14 protein-coding genes and 2 tRNA genes are annotated in these 14,542 nt (G+C 70.2%); 8 read left to right on the forward strand and 8 right to left on the reverse strand.

What is annotated here, in order from left to right:
- Nucleotide 1: 1 nt before the first annotated feature.
- The gene (locus tag B140_RS0101595; protein WP_018117601.1) at nt 2–1,282 is read right to left on the reverse strand and encodes an acid phosphatase; all 1,281 of its coding nucleotides are present in this window, start codon (nt 1,280–1,282) and stop codon (nt 2–4) included.
- Nucleotides 1,283–1,450: 168 nt separating this feature from the next.
- Nucleotides 1,451–1,523: transfer RNA gene (locus B140_RS0101600), tRNA-Asn, on the reverse strand.
- A gap of 190 nt (nt 1,524–1,713) precedes the next feature.
- Between B140_RS0101600 and B140_RS0101605 the strand changes: the two genes are divergently transcribed.
- Nucleotides 1,714–1,790, forward strand: a tRNA-Ile gene (locus B140_RS0101605).
- 101 nt (nt 1,791–1,891) lie between these two features.
- Entirely contained in the window at nt 1,892–2,131 is a 240-nt protein-coding gene (locus tag B140_RS0101610) for a hypothetical protein (protein WP_018117602.1), read from the forward strand.
- A gap of 15 nt (nt 2,132–2,146) precedes the next feature.
- Here the strand turns inward: B140_RS0101610 and dnaG are convergent, their stop codons facing one another.
- Nucleotides 2,147–4,042 carry a DNA primase gene (gene dnaG, locus B140_RS0101615; RefSeq protein WP_018117603.1) on the reverse strand — a complete coding sequence of 632 codons (1,896 nt, stop codon included), beginning with the start codon at nt 4,040–4,042 and terminating at the stop codon, nt 2,147–2,149.
- A gap of 76 nt (nt 4,043–4,118) precedes the next feature.
- Here dnaG and B140_RS0101620 point away from each other — a divergent pair, with 76 nt between their 5' ends.
- Together B140_RS0101620 and B140_RS0101625 are read left to right on the forward strand one after the other, a co-directional pair.
- Nucleotides 4,119–4,592 carry a guanyl-specific ribonuclease gene (locus tag B140_RS0101620; RefSeq protein WP_040425701.1) on the forward strand — a complete coding sequence of 158 codons (474 nt, stop codon included), beginning with the start codon at nt 4,119–4,121 and terminating at the stop codon, nt 4,590–4,592.
- Nucleotides 4,582–4,824 carry a hypothetical protein gene (locus tag B140_RS0101625; RefSeq protein ID WP_018117605.1) on the forward strand — a complete coding sequence of 81 codons (243 nt, stop codon included), beginning with the start codon at nt 4,582–4,584 and terminating at the stop codon, nt 4,822–4,824. Before B140_RS0101620 ends, B140_RS0101625 begins: the two co-directional genes overlap by 11 nt.
- A gap of 461 nt (nt 4,825–5,285) precedes the next feature.
- Here B140_RS0101625 and B140_RS0101635 read toward each other — a convergent pair whose 3' ends face one another.
- The gene (locus B140_RS0101635) at nt 5,286–6,581 is read right to left on the reverse strand and encodes a deoxyguanosinetriphosphate triphosphohydrolase (RefSeq protein WP_018117606.1); all 1,296 of its coding nucleotides are present in this window, start codon (nt 6,579–6,581) and stop codon (nt 5,286–5,288) included.
- 35 nt (nt 6,582–6,616) lie between these two features.
- Between B140_RS0101635 and B140_RS0101640 the strand changes: the two genes are divergently transcribed.
- Nucleotides 6,617–8,614, forward strand: a complete 1,998-nt coding sequence (locus tag B140_RS0101640) for a TPM domain-containing protein (protein ID WP_018117607.1) — start codon at nt 6,617–6,619, stop codon at nt 8,612–8,614.
- Here B140_RS0101640 and B140_RS0101645 read toward each other — a convergent pair.
- The 3 genes from B140_RS0101645 to B140_RS0101655 are packed head-to-tail and all read right to left on the reverse strand — an operon-like array spanning nt 8,611 to nt 10,988.
- Nucleotides 8,611–9,078: a hypothetical protein gene (locus B140_RS0101645; protein ID WP_018117608.1), complete on the reverse strand. Its 468-nt coding sequence runs from the start codon at nt 9,076–9,078 to the stop codon at nt 8,611–8,613. The two genes, B140_RS0101640 and B140_RS0101645, sit on opposite strands and share 4 nt — an antisense overlap.
- 10 nt (nt 9,079–9,088) lie before the next feature.
- Nucleotides 9,089–9,601, reverse strand: a complete 513-nt coding sequence (locus B140_RS0101650) for a hypothetical protein (protein WP_018117609.1) — start codon at nt 9,599–9,601, stop codon at nt 9,089–9,091.
- A gap of 1 nt (nt 9,602) precedes the next feature.
- A complete protein-coding gene (locus B140_RS0101655; RefSeq protein WP_018117610.1) occupies nt 9,603–10,988 on the reverse strand; it encodes a glycine--tRNA ligase in 1,386 nt (461 codons plus the stop codon).
- Between the two features lie 410 nt (nt 10,989–11,398).
- Between B140_RS0101655 and B140_RS11610 the strand changes: the two genes are divergently transcribed.
- The 3 genes from B140_RS11610 to phoA all read left to right on the forward strand — a co-directional run bounded on the left by B140_RS11610 (nt 11,399) and on the right by phoA (nt 13,951).
- On the forward strand, nt 11,399–11,764 hold the full coding sequence (locus B140_RS11610) for an ArsR/SmtB family transcription factor (RefSeq protein ID WP_018117611.1): 366 nt from the start codon (nt 11,399–11,401) through the stop codon (nt 11,762–11,764).
- A 59-nt stretch (nt 11,765–11,823) separates the two neighbouring features.
- Nucleotides 11,824–12,300 (forward strand): Fur family transcriptional regulator, encoded by a 477-nt coding sequence (locus B140_RS0101665; RefSeq protein WP_018117612.1) that lies wholly within the window; start codon nt 11,824–11,826, stop codon nt 12,298–12,300.
- Between the two features lie 139 nt (nt 12,301–12,439).
- On the forward strand, nt 12,440–13,951 hold the full coding sequence (gene phoA / locus B140_RS0101670; RefSeq protein ID WP_018117613.1) for an alkaline phosphatase: 1,512 nt from the start codon (nt 12,440–12,442) through the stop codon (nt 13,949–13,951).
- Here phoA and B140_RS12865 read toward each other — a convergent pair.
- On the reverse strand, nt 13,929–14,507 hold the full coding sequence (locus B140_RS12865) for a maltokinase N-terminal cap-like domain-containing protein (protein ID WP_051069210.1): 579 nt from the start codon (nt 14,505–14,507) through the stop codon (nt 13,929–13,931). The genes phoA and B140_RS12865 overlap by 23 nt on opposite strands.
- Nucleotides 14,508–14,542 lie beyond the last annotated feature (35 nt).

The raw sequence follows: 14,542 nt of genomic DNA on the forward strand, positions 1-14,542 counted from the left end.
ACTAGCCCAGGGTGACCCCGCCGTCCGGGCTCACCACCGGGCGGGCGTTCCACGCCGCCGCCAGGTTCAGGCGCTGCCAGGACCCCTCCGGCCCGCTCTTATCCAGCGGGTAGCCGGAGTCCTGGGCCGTAAGCTCCAGCACCCGCGCCCGCTGCTCCCAGCTCAGCTCCGGGAACCGGGCCGCGAGCAGGGCCGGGGCCGCCTGCGGGACCACCATCGGCTGGCCCGGCTGCCCCACCGGCTCGAAGCCGTAGTTCATCCGCTGCGTGAACGCCTCCTGGGCCTGCGCGGCGTCGAGGTACTGCCCGCCGCGCGCCGCGCACTCCGCCACGGAGGCCCCGCAGCGCCACTCCAGCTCCGCGCGCAGCTCCTCCCCGGCCTCCCGGACGAGCCCGGCGAACTCGGGGTCCCCGAGGCGATCGGCCGCGGCGGCCATGCCCGTCATGCGCCCGCCGATGACGTCCAGCGGGTAGTGCACGCCCACCACCAGGCGGTTGTAGCCCACCTCGGAGCCGCGCGCGAGCATCTGCGCCCCCAGCTCGGGCAGCAGGGACGCCATCACCGCGGACTTCCACGTGGCCATGTTCGTGTGCCCCGACGGGAAGGAGGGCGTGGTGGAGTACTCATCGTCCCCACCCTCGCGGTGGTAGCGGGTGATGCGGTCCGGGGCCACCACGAAGGGGCGGTCATAGCCAAACCAGTACTTCTCCGCGTAGGTGGCCGAGGCCAGCCCGCCGCCCCGGGCCAGGAAGCCCGAGAGGAGCTGGGTGGTCTTGGGCAGGCGGTGCTCCGCCAGGGCGTCCCTAAACGCCCCGCCCAGCTCCTCCCCCCAGGCGTCGGACATGGTCACCATGAGGTCGTCGTGGTCGTCGCCGAGCGCCCGCTCCAGGCGCTGCGGATCGCCCGCCGCCGCGTTGTTGATGGCCACCACGTCCTCGAGGTTCTGCGCCATCACCTCGGGGTGCTCGCGCCGCAGGGCGCTAAACCCCTCCACCACGGGAAAATAGAACCCGCCGTGCGAGGACGCGTCCGACTCGTACCAGCGGGCGATGCGCTCCGGGCCAAACGGCACCGGGCGCGGGGCACCCTCGTGCTGCACCGGGGCGGGCTGGATCACCGGGTTGGGCGGCAGCTCCTCCGCCGCGCGTGCCGACGCCGCCGAGGACAGCTCGGACAGCTCCGGGGCCTGCGGCTGCGCCACGGCGGGCCCCGGCGCCGCGACGCCCACCGCCGCCACCAGGCCGGAAACCAGCAGTGCCCGCCGCACCGAGGGATTATTCATAGTTGCGCACTCTCCGTTCCTCACCGGCCCCGCGCCGAGGCGTTGTTATCCGCCTACAGCCTGCCCCCTCCCCGTGAACGCCGGGTTACGCCGCCGTGAACTCTGCGGCAACTTTCCTTCGCGGTCACAAACACGAAAAGGCCCCGCCTTTCGGCGGGGCCTCATCTGCTCCTCCAACTGGGCTCGAACCAGTGACCCTTCGATTAACAGTCGAATGCTCTGCCAACTGAGCTATGGAGGATTGCGTTGTTCAGGGCTACCCCTGCGGCAACAAAGACTTACTATAGCGCCACCCCAAAAGCAGGGGCAAATCTCCTGTTCAAAAGGGTTTTCCGCGAGGCGGGAGGGGCCGGGCGGGTGGCGCCTTGGGGCGCGCGCCGGTGCTGTATATACTGATACCCGCCGTGGTGCTCGCAGCGCACGACGGCGGAGGGGCTATAGCTCAGTCGGTTAGAGCTACGGACTCATAATCCGCAGGTCCCGGGTTCGAGCCCCGGTGGCCCCACCACACTGCGTCGCCTTCCACGGCGGCGGCCGCGTCCCCGGCTCCCCTGTAGAATCGGTGTCCTTGCCCTGTCCCCCGCGATCAGTTAGGACGTTGAACACTCCATGATCCAGCTCGTCATCGGCGCCGCCGCCGGTTATGTCCTTGGCACCAAGGCCGGGCGCAAGCGCTACGCACAGATCAAGAAGGGCTACCAGGCCGCCGTGAACTCCCCCGTCACCCAGAACGCGGTGAAGGCCGGGCGCAAGGCCCTGGCGGATCGCCTGGACCCCCAGCCCCGCATGAAGGAAGTCAAGAACCTGCGCAAGGACGGCCCCACCGTCCTGGAGCCCGACGAGGACTAGCCCCTCCCTACCCCCTCAACCGCGCAGCGCCCGCTCCTGCAGGTCGCGCCGCGCCTTTTCCAGGGCCACCAGGTCCTCGAACAGGGAGTTGTAGGTCATCTCGTCGTCCGAGGGCCGCATGCGCTGCAACTGCCCCTTCAGCTCCGCGATGTGGTTGCCCACCTGCACCTCCTGGAGGCGGGAGAGCACCGAGTCCGCGTAGCCGCTCATCTGGGACTCCTCCATGCGCAGGTCCTCCACCGCCAGCTCGGACACCAGGGAGCGCCCGGTGAGGTCGGCCATGCGGTCGGACACCCCCGCGATCCACCGGGACCCGGACTCCGCCGCCGCGCAGCCGCCCGCCTCCGCGATCGCGGTGCGCACCGCGCGGTAGGCGGGGTGCGTGTAGGCCTCCTTGCCCATGCCGTCGAAGTACGCGCCGGTCAACTCCGGGTATTGCAGGGCCAGCTTGAGGGATTCCCGCTCCGGCCACAGCGCCGGGTTGCGCGGGTTGGGCATCTCGAGCGACGCCGCCTGGGGCACCGGCTCGCTGCTGGCGGCGTCAAAGCGCCGGGCCCGGCGCGGCTCCGCCTTCTTGGGGCGGGCGGCCTCCTGGCGCACCTGCCGGAGCACCTCGCCGGGGTCGGACCAGCCGATCCACCCCGCGAGCAGGCGGGCGTACTCGCCCTGGAGCACGCGGTCCCGGATTCCCGCCACCACGGGCACGGTCCGGCGCAGGGCCTGCAGGCGCCCCTCGACCGTATCCAGGGCAAACTGGGAGAGCATGGAGCGCACCACGAACTCGAACATGGGCACCCGGTTGGCCACGAGGTCGCGCACGGCGGCGTCGCCCTTGTCCAGGCGCAGGTCGCAGGGGTCCATGCCGTCGGGGGCCACGGAGACGAAGGACTGCCCGGTGAACTTCTGGTCCCCCTCGAAGGCCCTCATCGCGGCCTTCTGCCCGGCCTCGTCGCCGTCGAAGGTGTAGATCAGCTCGCCGCGAAAGTAGTTATCGTCCAGCATGAGGCGGCGCAGCATCTGCAGGTGGTCGTCGCCAAAGGCCGTGCCGCAGGAGGCCACGGCGGTGGTCACCCCCGCCGCGTGCATGGCCATGACGTCCGTGTAGCCCTCGACCACCACCGCCTGGTGCCCGGTGGCGATGCTCTTCTTGGCCTGATCCAGGCCGAAGAGCACCTTGGACTTGTGGTACAGCAGGGTCTCCGGGGTGTTCATGTACTTGCCCAGCTTGTCGTCGTCGAAGAGCTTGCGCGCCCCGAAGCCGATGACGTCGCCGGACATGTTCTTGATCGGCCACAGCAGCCTGCGATGAAACTGGTCGATGGGCCCGCGCTTGCCCATCTTGGACACACCTGCGGCCTCCAGCTCCTTGAAGCTAAACCCCTTGCCCAGCAGCACCTTGGTGGTGGTATCCCACCCCTCCGGGGCGTAACCGCACTCGAAGGCGTAGATGTGCTCCTGGGAAAAGCCGCGATCCAGCAGGAACTGCCGCGCGGTGGCCGCCTGAGGCGTCTCCAACTGCTCCCGGTAGAACTGGTGCGCGGCCTTGTTCACCGCGATCAGGCGCTGGCGCGTGCCCGGTTCCTCCCGGCGGCCCGGCCCGCCGCCCTGGTAGTTGATCTGATAGCCGATCTTCTCCGCGCAGTACTCCACCGCCTCGGGAAAGGTGATGTGCTCCATCTCCATGAGGAAAGAAAAGACATCCCCGCCCTTCCCCGTGGAAAAGCAGTGATAGTACCCGCGATTGGGACGCACGTGGAAGGAGGGCGTCTTTTCATCCTTGAACGGGGAAAGGCCCTTGAGCGAATCCGATCCCCCGGGTTTGAGCTGCACGTATTCCCCCACGATCTCCTCGATGGGCGTGCGCTCGCGGATCGCCTGAATATCGCTCTCCGGTATGCGTCCCTTTGCCATGCCTCCAACTTACCGGCGCGGTCAAACCGCAGGCCCCCACGCCCGGACGCGCGAACGGGCGTGCCAAGATAGACCCATGAGTGCTCGCCCCCGCGCCCGATGGCGCACCGCCTTGACCTCCCTCGGCGGCATCGCGCTGGCGGCCGCGGCCGCCTGGTTCGGCCTGGACCTCGGCGATTCCTCCCCCTCGGGGTCCGCGAACCCCGACAACCCCACGGGCACCGCCGCCGCGCCCCGGGGCTCCTCGGGCTCGGAATCCTGCCCCCTGGGCAGCCTGCCGCCGGAGGCGGACGAGGTCGTGGGGGACATCCTCGCCGGGGGCCCCTTCGAGTACCCCGACAACGACGGCGTGCGCTTTGGCAACTACGAGGGCCGCCTGCCCCAGCAGGGGCGCGACTACTACCGCGAATACACCGTGGAGACCCCTAACCTGGGCCATCGCGGCGCGCGGCGCATCGTCACCGGCGGGCCCGACGCCGCCGACCCCGACGTGTGGTACTACACCTCCGATCACTACGAGACCTTCTGCGAAATACCCGATGCCGAATAACCCCCTGCTCATTACCGGCCGCCTCGCCTCCCGCCAGGACCTCTACCGCGCGCTGGCCTGCTGCCTGCTCCCCCGACACCGACCCGCGCCCACCAACCTCGACGGCATGGCGGACCTCCTGCGCGAGGCCCGCGTCCGCACCGTCATCTGCGCGCAGTGGGAGCTGCCCGCGGCGGACAGCCGCGCGGTGCGCGCGGTGCTCGGCGACCTCGGCATCACCCTGCAGCGCTGACCCCAGAAACATCATGGCGCAAAGGCGCCACGGGGGAGGCGAGGAGTGCTAATGTGGGTGGTGGCAGCCACCCCGGGGCTGCTATGCGGGAAGCCCCCACGGTCTGCCAAGAACGCGTGAGGGCTTTTGTGAGACTAGCTGAGCAGGTTGGTCATCGCTTCGACGATAAGCTTGGCGATGACGTTCTCTGCCAGCCGCCCCAGGAACCGCCGCACGGAGCTGCTACTCCCGCGGCGGTTCCTTATATCTCCGCATACACGGCGATGGCGGGCCATTCATCTCACCTCCTCCCAGCAAGGTCGAAGGCACGGCGATGCGCACCCCCGCCAGGCGGTGGAGACACGCACCACCAGGAGGAACCAGGGAAAAAGGACAACAACCCCCGCCCCCGGCAACATCAAAGCATAGCCCGGCCTACCCCCTTATATCCGGGGAATCACACAAAAAGTGGGGTCTCTCCCCTATCCCCAGAAGTCCGCGAGATTGGCCGCCCGGCGCGCCAGCCGCTCCAACCGGGATTCCGTCATGGAGGCGATCTGGTCCACCACCACCCGCTGCCGCGCGGCCTCGCTCTCCGCCTCGTGCCACCACTGCCGGAACATCGGATCGAGCGCCCCCGGCGCGCCCGCGCAGAGGTAATCAAAGACGCGGTAGATGCGGTCGCGCTGCTGGTCCTGCCGCACCATGTGGCGCCGCTCGTCCATCACGTAGAGCACGGCGATGGTCTTGAGCAGCATGACCTCGGCGCGGGCCTGCCCCGGCACCGCCAGGCGCCCCCGAGTCCGCCCCAGCCACTGCGCGCCTCCCGGATTGGCCTCCAGGGTGGCCTCGATAGTGGAGGAGACGTAGCGCCCCACCAGCTCGCTGGTGAGCTTTTTCAGGGTGGCGTGCGCGCGCAGCGAGGCGTCGTACTCCGCGCAGGCCGCCACGAGCGGCAGCCGCCGCAGCTCGTCCGCGGCGGCCACGAGGTCGTCCCGGTTGCCCCCGAAGGCGCGGGCCCCCTTCTCCGCGAGCTTGGCCAGCTCCACGAAGTCCCAGAGCACGCCCAGGGAGATGCGCCCGGAGACGATGCCGTCCTCCACGTCGTGCACGGAGTAGGCCACGTCGTCCGCCCAGTCCATGACCTGGGCCTCCATCGCCGGGGTGTCGTCCTCGTGGCCCTTACGCACCCAGGCGAGCACGTCCGCGTCCTCGTCGTAGCAGCCGTACTTGGGGCGGTGGGTGCCATCTGGCCGGGTGCGCACGCGGGGGTACTTGCAGGTGGCGTCCAGGGCGGCGCGGGTGAGGTTGAGGCCAAAGCTGTTCCCGCGCTCGTCGAGCACCTTGGGCTCGAGCCGGGTGAGGATCCGCAGCGTCTGGGCGTTGCCCTCGAATCCCCCGCAGTCCTGGGCCACGTCGTCGAGCGCGCGCTCCCCGTTGTGCCCGTAGGGCGGGTGGCCGATGTCGTGCGTGAGGCCCGCCAGCTCCGCGATGTGCGGGTCCAGCCCCAGCCCGGTGCCCATGCCCCGGGCGATCTGGGCGACCTCCAGGGAGTGGGTGAGGCGCGTGCGCGGGGTGTCGCCGTCGCGGGGGCGGACCACCTGGGTCTTGTCTGCCAGCCGGCGCAGCGCGGCGGAGTGGAGCACGCGGTCGCGGTCCCGGGAGAAGGCGCTGCGCTGCTCGTGCCCCTGCGCCCCCAGCGCGCTGCCCTTGCGGGCCTCGGGCCATCGGCGCTCCTCGTCGGCGCGGGTGTAGTGGTGTGTCTGCCTCGTGCTCATCGCCCCTATCCTATCCAGTTCAGTATCCTGGCCCCATGATCGTTGCCTCCCCGCTCACCCGCTCCCTTGCCGCTGCGGCCTGCGCCGCCCTGCTCCTGCCCGCCGCCGCTGCGGCCCACGAGGCCGAGGCGGCGAGCCCTACCCCGGATTATCAGGTGCTCGCGGCCGCGCCGGAGGCGTTCGGAGAGGCCATTAACGACGACGCCGGGGTGCTCACCGACGAGCAGATCACGGAGCTGGAGCAGGCCATATCCCAGTTCGAGAAGTCCCATCAGCGCACGCTCAAGATCGCCTTCGTGACCAGCTTCGAGGGGATGGACCACCGGGAGTGGGCGGAGAGGTCCCTGAGCGCCAACGGCGGCGGGAACCTCGCCCTGCTCGCCGTGAACCTCGGCCCCGAGGAGCACAAGTACGACGTGGCCGTGGGGCAGGCGTGGAGCGCCTCGGAGCGGGACGCCCTGCGCAAGGCCGTGCGCCCCCACCTATCCGGCAAGGACTGGTACGGGGCCGCGAGGGCCTTCATCGACACCGCCGAGTCCACCGGGCAGGTCTCCGGCGGTTCCGTGGCGTGGCTGGGTGCCGGTGCCGTGGCCGCCGTGGGTGCGGGCGGCGGGATCTGGTTCCTCAGCCGCAGGCGCCGCAGGGAGGAGGACAAGCAGGTGGTGGAGAGCGCCCGGCGGGTGGACCCCTCCGATACCGCCACGCTCTCCCGGCTCCCCATCCCGGCGCTGGGTCAGGTGGCCGAGGACTACTTTGTGGCCACGGACGAGTCCATCCGGCGCGGCGAGGAGGAGCTGGCCACCGCCGTGGCCGAGTTCGGCCCGGCCCGCACGCGCCCCTTCCGGCGCGCCCTGGACAAGGCGCAGTCCGCCATGCGCCGCGCCTACGACATCCAGGATCAGCTCGGGGACGCCATCCCGGAGACCAACGAGGAGAAGCGCACGCTGCTCATGGAGGTCATCACCTCGTGCTCCGCCGCGCAGCGGGAGCTGGATAAGCAGGCCAAGGACTTTGCCGAGATGCGCAACCTGCTGCTCAACGCGGAGGGAAAGATCGCTGAGATCACCCAGCGCACCGTGGACATCCGCGCCCGCCTGCCCAAGGCGGAGGACACGCTGGCCAACCTCGGCAGGCGCTACCCCGAGCCCACGCTGGCCTCCGTGCGGGACAACCCGCAGCTCGCGGCGGCCAGCCTCGACTCCGCCGAGGACTCCCTGAGCGCCGCCCGCTCCCTGGCTGCCAAGCCCGCCGGACGGCAGGGCGGGCTGGTGATGGTGCTGCGCGACGCGGAGCACGCCGTGGAGGTGGCCGACCGCATGCTCACCGCCCTCGAGCACGCGGACGACAACATCGCCACCGCCCGGGCCTCGCTGGGCCCGCTGATCGAGGAGGTCGAGGAGGAGATCGCGGAGGCCGAGGAGCTGCGCGCCCGCGGCACCGCCAACGGCGCCGAGGCCGACTGGGAGCGCCTAGACGCCCTGGTGCGCGAGGCCCGGGAACTCCTCGCCACGGCCCGCGAGCGCGGCGAGAGCGACCCCCTCGGGGCCTACACTCGGCTCAACGACCTGGATGCCCGGCTGGACGAGCGGCTCGACGCGCTGCGCGAGACCACCGCCACGCGAGATCGCCTGCTGCGCATGTATCGCCAGCAGATCGACTCCGCCCGCACCACCATCCAGGGCGCGGAGGACCTGATCTCCTCGCGCGGCCGCCTCGTGGGCATCCAGGCGCGCACCTACCTCTCCGAGGCGGACCAGCTCTCCCGCCGCGCCCAGGAGCTCGAGGGCAGCGACCTGCGCGGGGCCATCGAGACCGCCCGCCGGGCCGCCCAGCGGGCCCAGGCCGCGGTGCAGGCGGCGCAGGAAGACGTGGACGAGCACTACCGGCGCCAGCGCCGCCAGGAGATCGGCTCGGGCGCGGGCACGCTACTCACGGGCATGGTGATCGGCAACATCCTGGGCGGCGGCCACCACGGGGGCGGCTTTGGCGGGGGCTTCGGCGGCGGCGACGACTTCTTCGACGGGAGCTTCTAGGCCCGGCCGAGCCGGGGGCGCCGCACCGGGGAGTCCACCAGCACGCAGCCCCAGGACATGAACACCGCGTCGAGGGGGACCAGGCTGTCCTGGGCGCCGGGGGTCTCCGAGATCTCCACCCGCCCGCTAATCAGCGGGCGCACCACCGCCACGGGCGCGCCCTTGCTGCTGATGAGCCGCTGCTTGCGCCACAGGCTGCTGCGCACCAGGTCGTATTCCCTGTCCATGCAGCGCGCGTGCAGGCGATGCACGGTCAGGCCGGTCTGGACTATGGTGAACACCCCGCCGGTCATGGAGGTGGCGCGAGCGCGGAAGCGCGGCCCCTCCGCCGCGCACTCGATGAGCAGCCGCTCCTCCCCGAAGTGCAGCACGTCCGAGCGCACGGAGGCCAGGCAGGCGCCGTTGGCGTCGATCAGCTCGTTGCCCTGCCACACCCACACGCCGGTACCCTCGCGCTCCACCATCCCTGGCTCCCTACAGCAGTATCGTCAACACCGCGATGAGGGTAGCGGCAAGCAGCGTGACGATCAACACCGTGGAGGAGGCGCCCAGGCGGGCCTCCAGGATCAGGCGCACGAACCAGCTCAGGGCGGCCACCTCGTCCTCGCTCATCCGGGCGTCCTCCTCCAGCTCCAGCACGCAGCGGCGCACGCCGTTGTTGCCGCCGGAGAACTGGGCCACCTTCGCGCCCCGGGCATCCTCCACGATCCAATCGTTGCGGGCCTCGTTGGTCAGCGTCATCGCCGTGCCCGCGAGGTCCACCCGCACGCTCTTGTCCCGCGCCAGCCGCCCCGAGGCGCGGAACTCGCGGCCGTCGTCCGTGGTGGCGGACGCGCCCCGCTTGCCGGTGCTCAGCCGCCAGGAATGCCCGCCCACGGTGGCGCGCTCCACCCCGAAGGTGCCGAGCACCTCCGGCCCCTCCTCCACCAGCAGGGGCGTGGTGGCTGCGCGCTCGCCCCAGGAGGTGTAACGGGCCCGGTACGTCATCTCAGCACCCCAGCAGGCGCTGGGCCAGGTAGGCCTTAAGGTCGGCGATCTTCACGCGCTCCTGCTCCATCGTGTCGCGCTCGCGCACCGTCACGGACTCGTCCTCCAGGGTGTCAAAGTCCACGGTCACGCAGAAGGGCGTGCCGATCTCGTCCTGTCGGCGGTACCGGCGGCCGATGGCGCCGGAGGTGTCAAAGTCCACGTTCCAGTAGGAGCGCAGGGCGTCGGCCAGCTCCCTGGCCTTGCCCGCCAGCGGCTCCTTCTTGGACAGCGGCAGCACCGCGACCTTGACCGGGGAGAGCCGGTAGTCCAGCTTGAGCACCACGCGCTTGTCCACCCCGCCCTTGGCGTTGGGGGCCTCGTCCTCCGTGTAGGCGTCCACCAGGAAGGCCATCATGGAGCGCCCCAGGCCCGCGGCGGGCTCGATGCAATAGGGAATCCAGCGCTCGTCGGCCTCCTGGTCGTAGAAGCTCAGGTCCTCGCCGGAGCTTTCCGCGTGCACGCGGAGGTCGTAGTCCGTGCGGTTGGCCACGCCCTCCAGCTCGCCCCACTTGGATCCGGCGAAGCCGAAGGCGTACTCCACGTCCACCGTGCGCTTGGAGTAGTGCGAGAGCTTCTCCTTGGGGTGCTCGTAGAGCCGCAGGTTCTCCGGCTTGATGCCCAGGTCCACGTACCACTGGTAGCGGTCGTCGATCCAGTACTGGTGCCACTGCTCGTCCTCGCCGGGCTTGACGAAGAACTCCATCTCCATCTGCTCGAACTCGCGGGTGCGGAAGATGAAGTTGCCGGGGGTGATCTCGTTGCGGAAGGACTTGCCGATGTTGGCGATGCCGAACGGGGGCTTCATGCGCGCGGAGTTCATCACGTTCTTGAAGTTGATGAAGATGCCCTGCGCCGTCTCCGGGCGCAGGTAGTGCAGCCCCTCCTCGTCGTCCACCGGGCCGAGGAAGGTCTTGAGCAGGCCGGAGAAGGCCCTGGGCTCCGTCCAGTTGCCCGGCTGCCCGGTCTCAGGGTCGTTGATGTCCGCCAGGCCGTTCTCCGGCGGGTGACCGTGCTTTTCCTCGTAGGCCTCCAGCAGGTGATCCGCGCGGTAGCGCTTGTGGGTGTACAGGGACTCCACCAGCGGGTCCGTGAACACCTCCACGTGCCCGGAAGCCACCCACACCTGGCGCGGCTGGATCACGGAGGTGTCCACGCCCACCACGTCCGCGCGGGAGGTGACCATGTGGCGCCACCACTGCCGCTTGATGTTTTCCTTCAGCTCCACGCCCAGCGGGCCGTAGTCCCAGGCGGAGCGGGTGCCGCCGTAGATCTCACCGGCGGGATAGACCAGGCCGCGCCGCTTGCACAGGTTGACCACGGTATCAATGACGGACTGCTGCGCCATAAGGGGAGATTCCTCCTAGTAGTAATAGCCGGTTCGCCTTCTCCCGGAAGGCACGCGCCCTCCCACGCCCCGGCGCGCGGCAGGGGGCTGGGCCGGGTCCGGCCCCTCCTGCGCCAGGGCGCTCGCGGCCGCCCCGATCGACGGTCACCGCCAACGCCCTGCCGACGCCCTCGCGCGGGCGGAAGAAGATTCCTCGCCATTCTAGCCCCTCGCCGCGCGCGGACACGGGGCGCACCCCCGATCGGCCCCTCCCCAAGAGCAAGGGGCGTCTCTATCGAAAATAACTCTCCGCACACCCAGCCCGGTGACTAGAATCATTCAGGTAACTCTCATCTGTGCTGCAAAACACTAGGTTTTGGTCTATCATTTTTGGTTATCTCTTACTGGACGATTTATAAACGAGTAACGACATGCGAGAAAACCCCGATGAGACACGCATCCCCTCGGCCTGCAGCCAGGCCGCCAGCACGATCATCAATGCGATCGACTCGGAGATCCGCATTAGCATCCTCGGGCTCCTCATCGAGCGCGAGTACCTCGTGAGCGAACTCGTCGCCCAGCTCAAGCGCCCCCAGCCGCTGATCAGCCAGCACCTGCGGGTGCTCAAGAACGCGGGCATCGTGGTCTCCCGCCCGCAGGGACGCAGCCGCTACTACAAGCTCAGCGTGCCCGAGCTCGGGGAGCTGTTCCGAGACATCATCTCCCTTGCCGCCACCGCCCACGCCCGCCTCGTGGAGCGCAAGCCCGCCCCGGAGGCCGCGCCCGCCCAGTGCTAAGGCCCCTCCCCGGGCCTGTAGTACGCTGCCACCAGAACCCCGGGGAAGGAACACGGAGCATGAACAACAGATCCACCGCACGCGCGCCCAAGCTCGGCCCCCGCAAGACCAAGCAGCGGGAGGCGGTGGTGGACGTTCTGATCGCCCTCAACAACTTCTCCTCCGCAAAGACCATCCACCACGAGCTCGCGCGGCGCGGCACCCCGGTGGGGCTGTCCACCGTATACCGCACGCTGCAGTCCCTCGCGGACGTGCAGGCGGTGGACGTGCTCAGCGTCGCCGGCGGGGAGAGCCTGTACCGCCACTGCCTCAGCGAGGAGCACCACCATCACCTGGTGTGCACCCGCTGCGGCTGCACCAAGGAGATCGACGGCGGCCCCGTGGAGCACTGGGCCAAGGAGATCGCCGCGCGCTACGGATTCAGCCTCACGGGGCACGACGCCGAGGTGTACGGCCTGTGCCCGGCCTGCCGGGCGGAACAGGAGCGGCACCGGCCCGAGGACGCGGGGGCCGCGCCAAGCGCCGAGGCGGATTAACTACTTCACCTTCCGTTCACCGCCTTTTCATCTGCGCGGGTTCCGGTAGCCACGTGCCGTTTACGCGCGCCCCCTAGCTTTTCCAGTGAGCAACGCTCGTTTTGTCCACTTTGGTTCGATCCCGTCTGGAAGAGTAACTATGTCACACAGCCTCCGTACCGCCCTCCGCCACCGCGTCCTGCCCGTGGCGGCCACCATGACGAGCGTCGCGCTCCTCGCCGCCTGCTCCAGCGCCGACGGCTCCGCGGAGGCCGAGGGCCCCGCGCCCCACGCCACCCACGACATCGCCCCCATGGCCGACGCCGAGGCCGCCCCCCGCGCCGCCGCCGGAGACGTGGCGCAGCACGGCGGGGCGCGGCGCATCGCGGGCGATCAGGCCCAGGGCCTCCAGGAGGCGATCACCAAGACGGGCGCCAAGAACGTGATCCTGCTCATCGGCGACGGCATGGGAGACTCCGAGATCACCGCCGCGCGCAACTACGCCGAGGGCGCGGGCGGGGCGTTCAAGGGACTCGACGCCCTCCCCGTGAGCGGCCAGTACACCCACTACTCCGTGGACAAGGAGGGCAAGCCGGACTACGTGACCGACTCCGCCGCCTCCGGCTCCGCCTGGGCCACCGGCACCAAGACCTACAACGGCGCCATCTCCGTGGACATCCACGGCAAGGACCAGGAGAGCCTGCTGGAGCGCGCGAAGAAGGCGGGGCTGGCCACGGGCAACGTCTCCACCGCGGAGATCCAGGACGCCACCCCCGCCGTGCAGGCCGCGCACGTGACCGAGCGCAAGTGCTACGGCCCGGAGGCCACCTCCACGACCTGCCCGGACAACGCCCTGGAAAACGGCGGGCGCGGCTCCATCTCCGAGCAGATCCTGGAGACCCGCGCGGACGTGACCCTCGGCGGCGGCGCCAAGAGCTTCGCGGAGAAGGCCAAGGCCGGGCAGTACAAGGACGCCACGCTGAGGGACCAGGCCCGCGAGCGCGGCTACCAACTGCCCACCAACGCCGAGGAGCTGGCCGCCATCACGGAGGCCAACCAGGACAAGCCGGTGCTGGGGCTCTTCTCCGAGGGGAACATGCCGGTGCGCTGGGAGGGCCCCAAGGCCGCCAAGGGCGGGTACCTGGAGGAGGCCGCCACCTGCACCGATAACCCCGAGCGCACCGCCGAGGTGCCGCGGCTGGCGGACATGACCTCCAAGGCCATCGACCTGCTCAAGGACAAGGAGGAGGGCTTCTTCCTCCAGGTGGAGGGGGCCTCCATCGACAAGCAGGATCACGCCGCCAACCCCTGCGGGCAGATCGGGGAGACCGTGGACCTGGACGAGGCCGTGCAGCGCGCCCTCGACTTTGCCAAGCAGGACGGGGAGACCCTGGTGGTGGTCACCGCCGATCACGCCCACTCCAGCCAGATCGTGCCCACCCTGGACGAGGAGGAGCCGGGGCGCTACCCCGGGCTGACCCGCAAGCTGCGCACCACCGAGGGCTCCGAGATGACCATGAGCTACGCCACCAGCGAGGACCCCGAGTCCTCCCAGGAGCACACCGGCACCCAGCTCCGCGTGGCCGCCTACGGCCCGAACTCCGCCAACGTGGTCGGCCTGACCGATCAGACCGACCTCTTCTTCACCGTCAGCGAGGCCCTCGGGCTCTAGCCAGCATGGCTCGCTCCCCCTCGCCCCAGGAGCCCACCAGGGTTCCCGGCGTCGGGTCCCCCTCCGCCGCCTCCGGCTCGAGGAGGAGGTCGAACTCGGCGCCTTGCGGGGCACCGGGCGCGGCCTCCAGGCGCACCTGCGGCGGCTGCGTCTCCCCGGTGCGGGGATCGCGCTCCCGCGGGGGCTGAGCGCCCTCGCGCAGCGCCGCCGCCAGCAGCGGCGGGAAGGCCGGGTCGCGGCGGGCGTCGTAGACGTAGCGGGTGCCCAGCACGGAGTGCTCCATCTCCCCCAGCAGGCCCTCGCCGCCCTCCAGCGGACGCGGCCGGTAGGTCAGCGGGGCCTGCACGAGCCGCGCGTTCGCGCGCAGCACGGCGATCTCCACCCCCACCCGCCCCTCCGGGTCGAGCAGCCGCCAGGAGGCCTGGGGCTCAAGCTCCTCGCCGTCCGCGATGAGCCCCTCGCGCAGCAGCACCAGGCGCCGGAAGTGCTCCTTGCCCGGGTTGAGCGCGGCGTCCATGTACACCTCTGCCGTGTTCTGATTCCGCTTCTCGCTCATGCCCACCAGGATGCCACAGCCCGGCGGACCCTCGA

This window comes from Corynebacterium mastitidis DSM 44356 (genome assembly GCF_000375365.1).
In the GTDB taxonomy this organism is placed as follows: domain Bacteria; phylum Actinomycetota; class Actinomycetes; order Mycobacteriales; family Mycobacteriaceae; genus Corynebacterium; species Corynebacterium mastitidis.

Bases quoted from the DNA above. Each gene is read 5' to 3' on its own strand.
- B140_RS0101625 (WP_018117605.1), top strand. From the start codon at position 4,582: ATGCCGAATAACCCCCTGCTCATTACCGGCCGCCTCGCCTCCCGCCAG.
- B140_RS0101640 (WP_018117607.1), top strand. From the start codon at position 6,617: ATGATCGTTGCCTCCCCGCTCACCCGCTCCCTTGCCGCTGCGGCCTGC.
- B140_RS0101635 (WP_018117606.1), bottom strand. From the start codon at position 6,581: ATGAGCACGAGGCAGACACACCACTACACCCGCGCCGACGAGGAGCGC.
- B140_RS11610 (WP_018117611.1), top strand. From the start codon at position 11,399: ATGCGAGAAAACCCCGATGAGACACGCATCCCCTCGGCCTGCAGCCAG.
- phoA (WP_018117613.1), top strand. From the start codon at position 12,440: ATGTCACACAGCCTCCGTACCGCCCTCCGCCACCGCGTCCTGCCCGTG.
- B140_RS0101620 (WP_040425701.1), top strand. From the start codon at position 4,119: ATGAGTGCTCGCCCCCGCGCCCGATGGCGCACCGCCTTGACCTCCCTC.
- B140_RS0101645 (WP_018117608.1), bottom strand. From the start codon at position 9,078: ATGGTGGAGCGCGAGGGTACCGGCGTGTGGGTGTGGCAGGGCAACGAG.
- B140_RS12865 (WP_051069210.1), bottom strand. From the start codon at position 14,507: ATGAGCGAGAAGCGGAATCAGAACACGGCAGAGGTGTACATGGACGCC.
- B140_RS0101650 (WP_018117609.1), bottom strand. From the start codon at position 9,601: ATGACGTACCGGGCCCGTTACACCTCCTGGGGCGAGCGCGCAGCCACC.
- B140_RS0101610 (WP_018117602.1), top strand. From the start codon at position 1,892: ATGATCCAGCTCGTCATCGGCGCCGCCGCCGGTTATGTCCTTGGCACC.
- B140_RS0101655 (WP_018117610.1), bottom strand. From the start codon at position 10,988: ATGGCGCAGCAGTCCGTCATTGATACCGTGGTCAACCTGTGCAAGCGG.
- B140_RS0101665 (WP_018117612.1), top strand. From the start codon at position 11,824: ATGAACAACAGATCCACCGCACGCGCGCCCAAGCTCGGCCCCCGCAAG.
- B140_RS0101595 (WP_018117601.1), bottom strand. From the start codon at position 1,282: ATGAATAATCCCTCGGTGCGGCGGGCACTGCTGGTTTCCGGCCTGGTG.
- dnaG (WP_018117603.1), bottom strand. From the start codon at position 4,042: ATGGCAAAGGGACGCATACCGGAGAGCGATATTCAGGCGATCCGCGAG.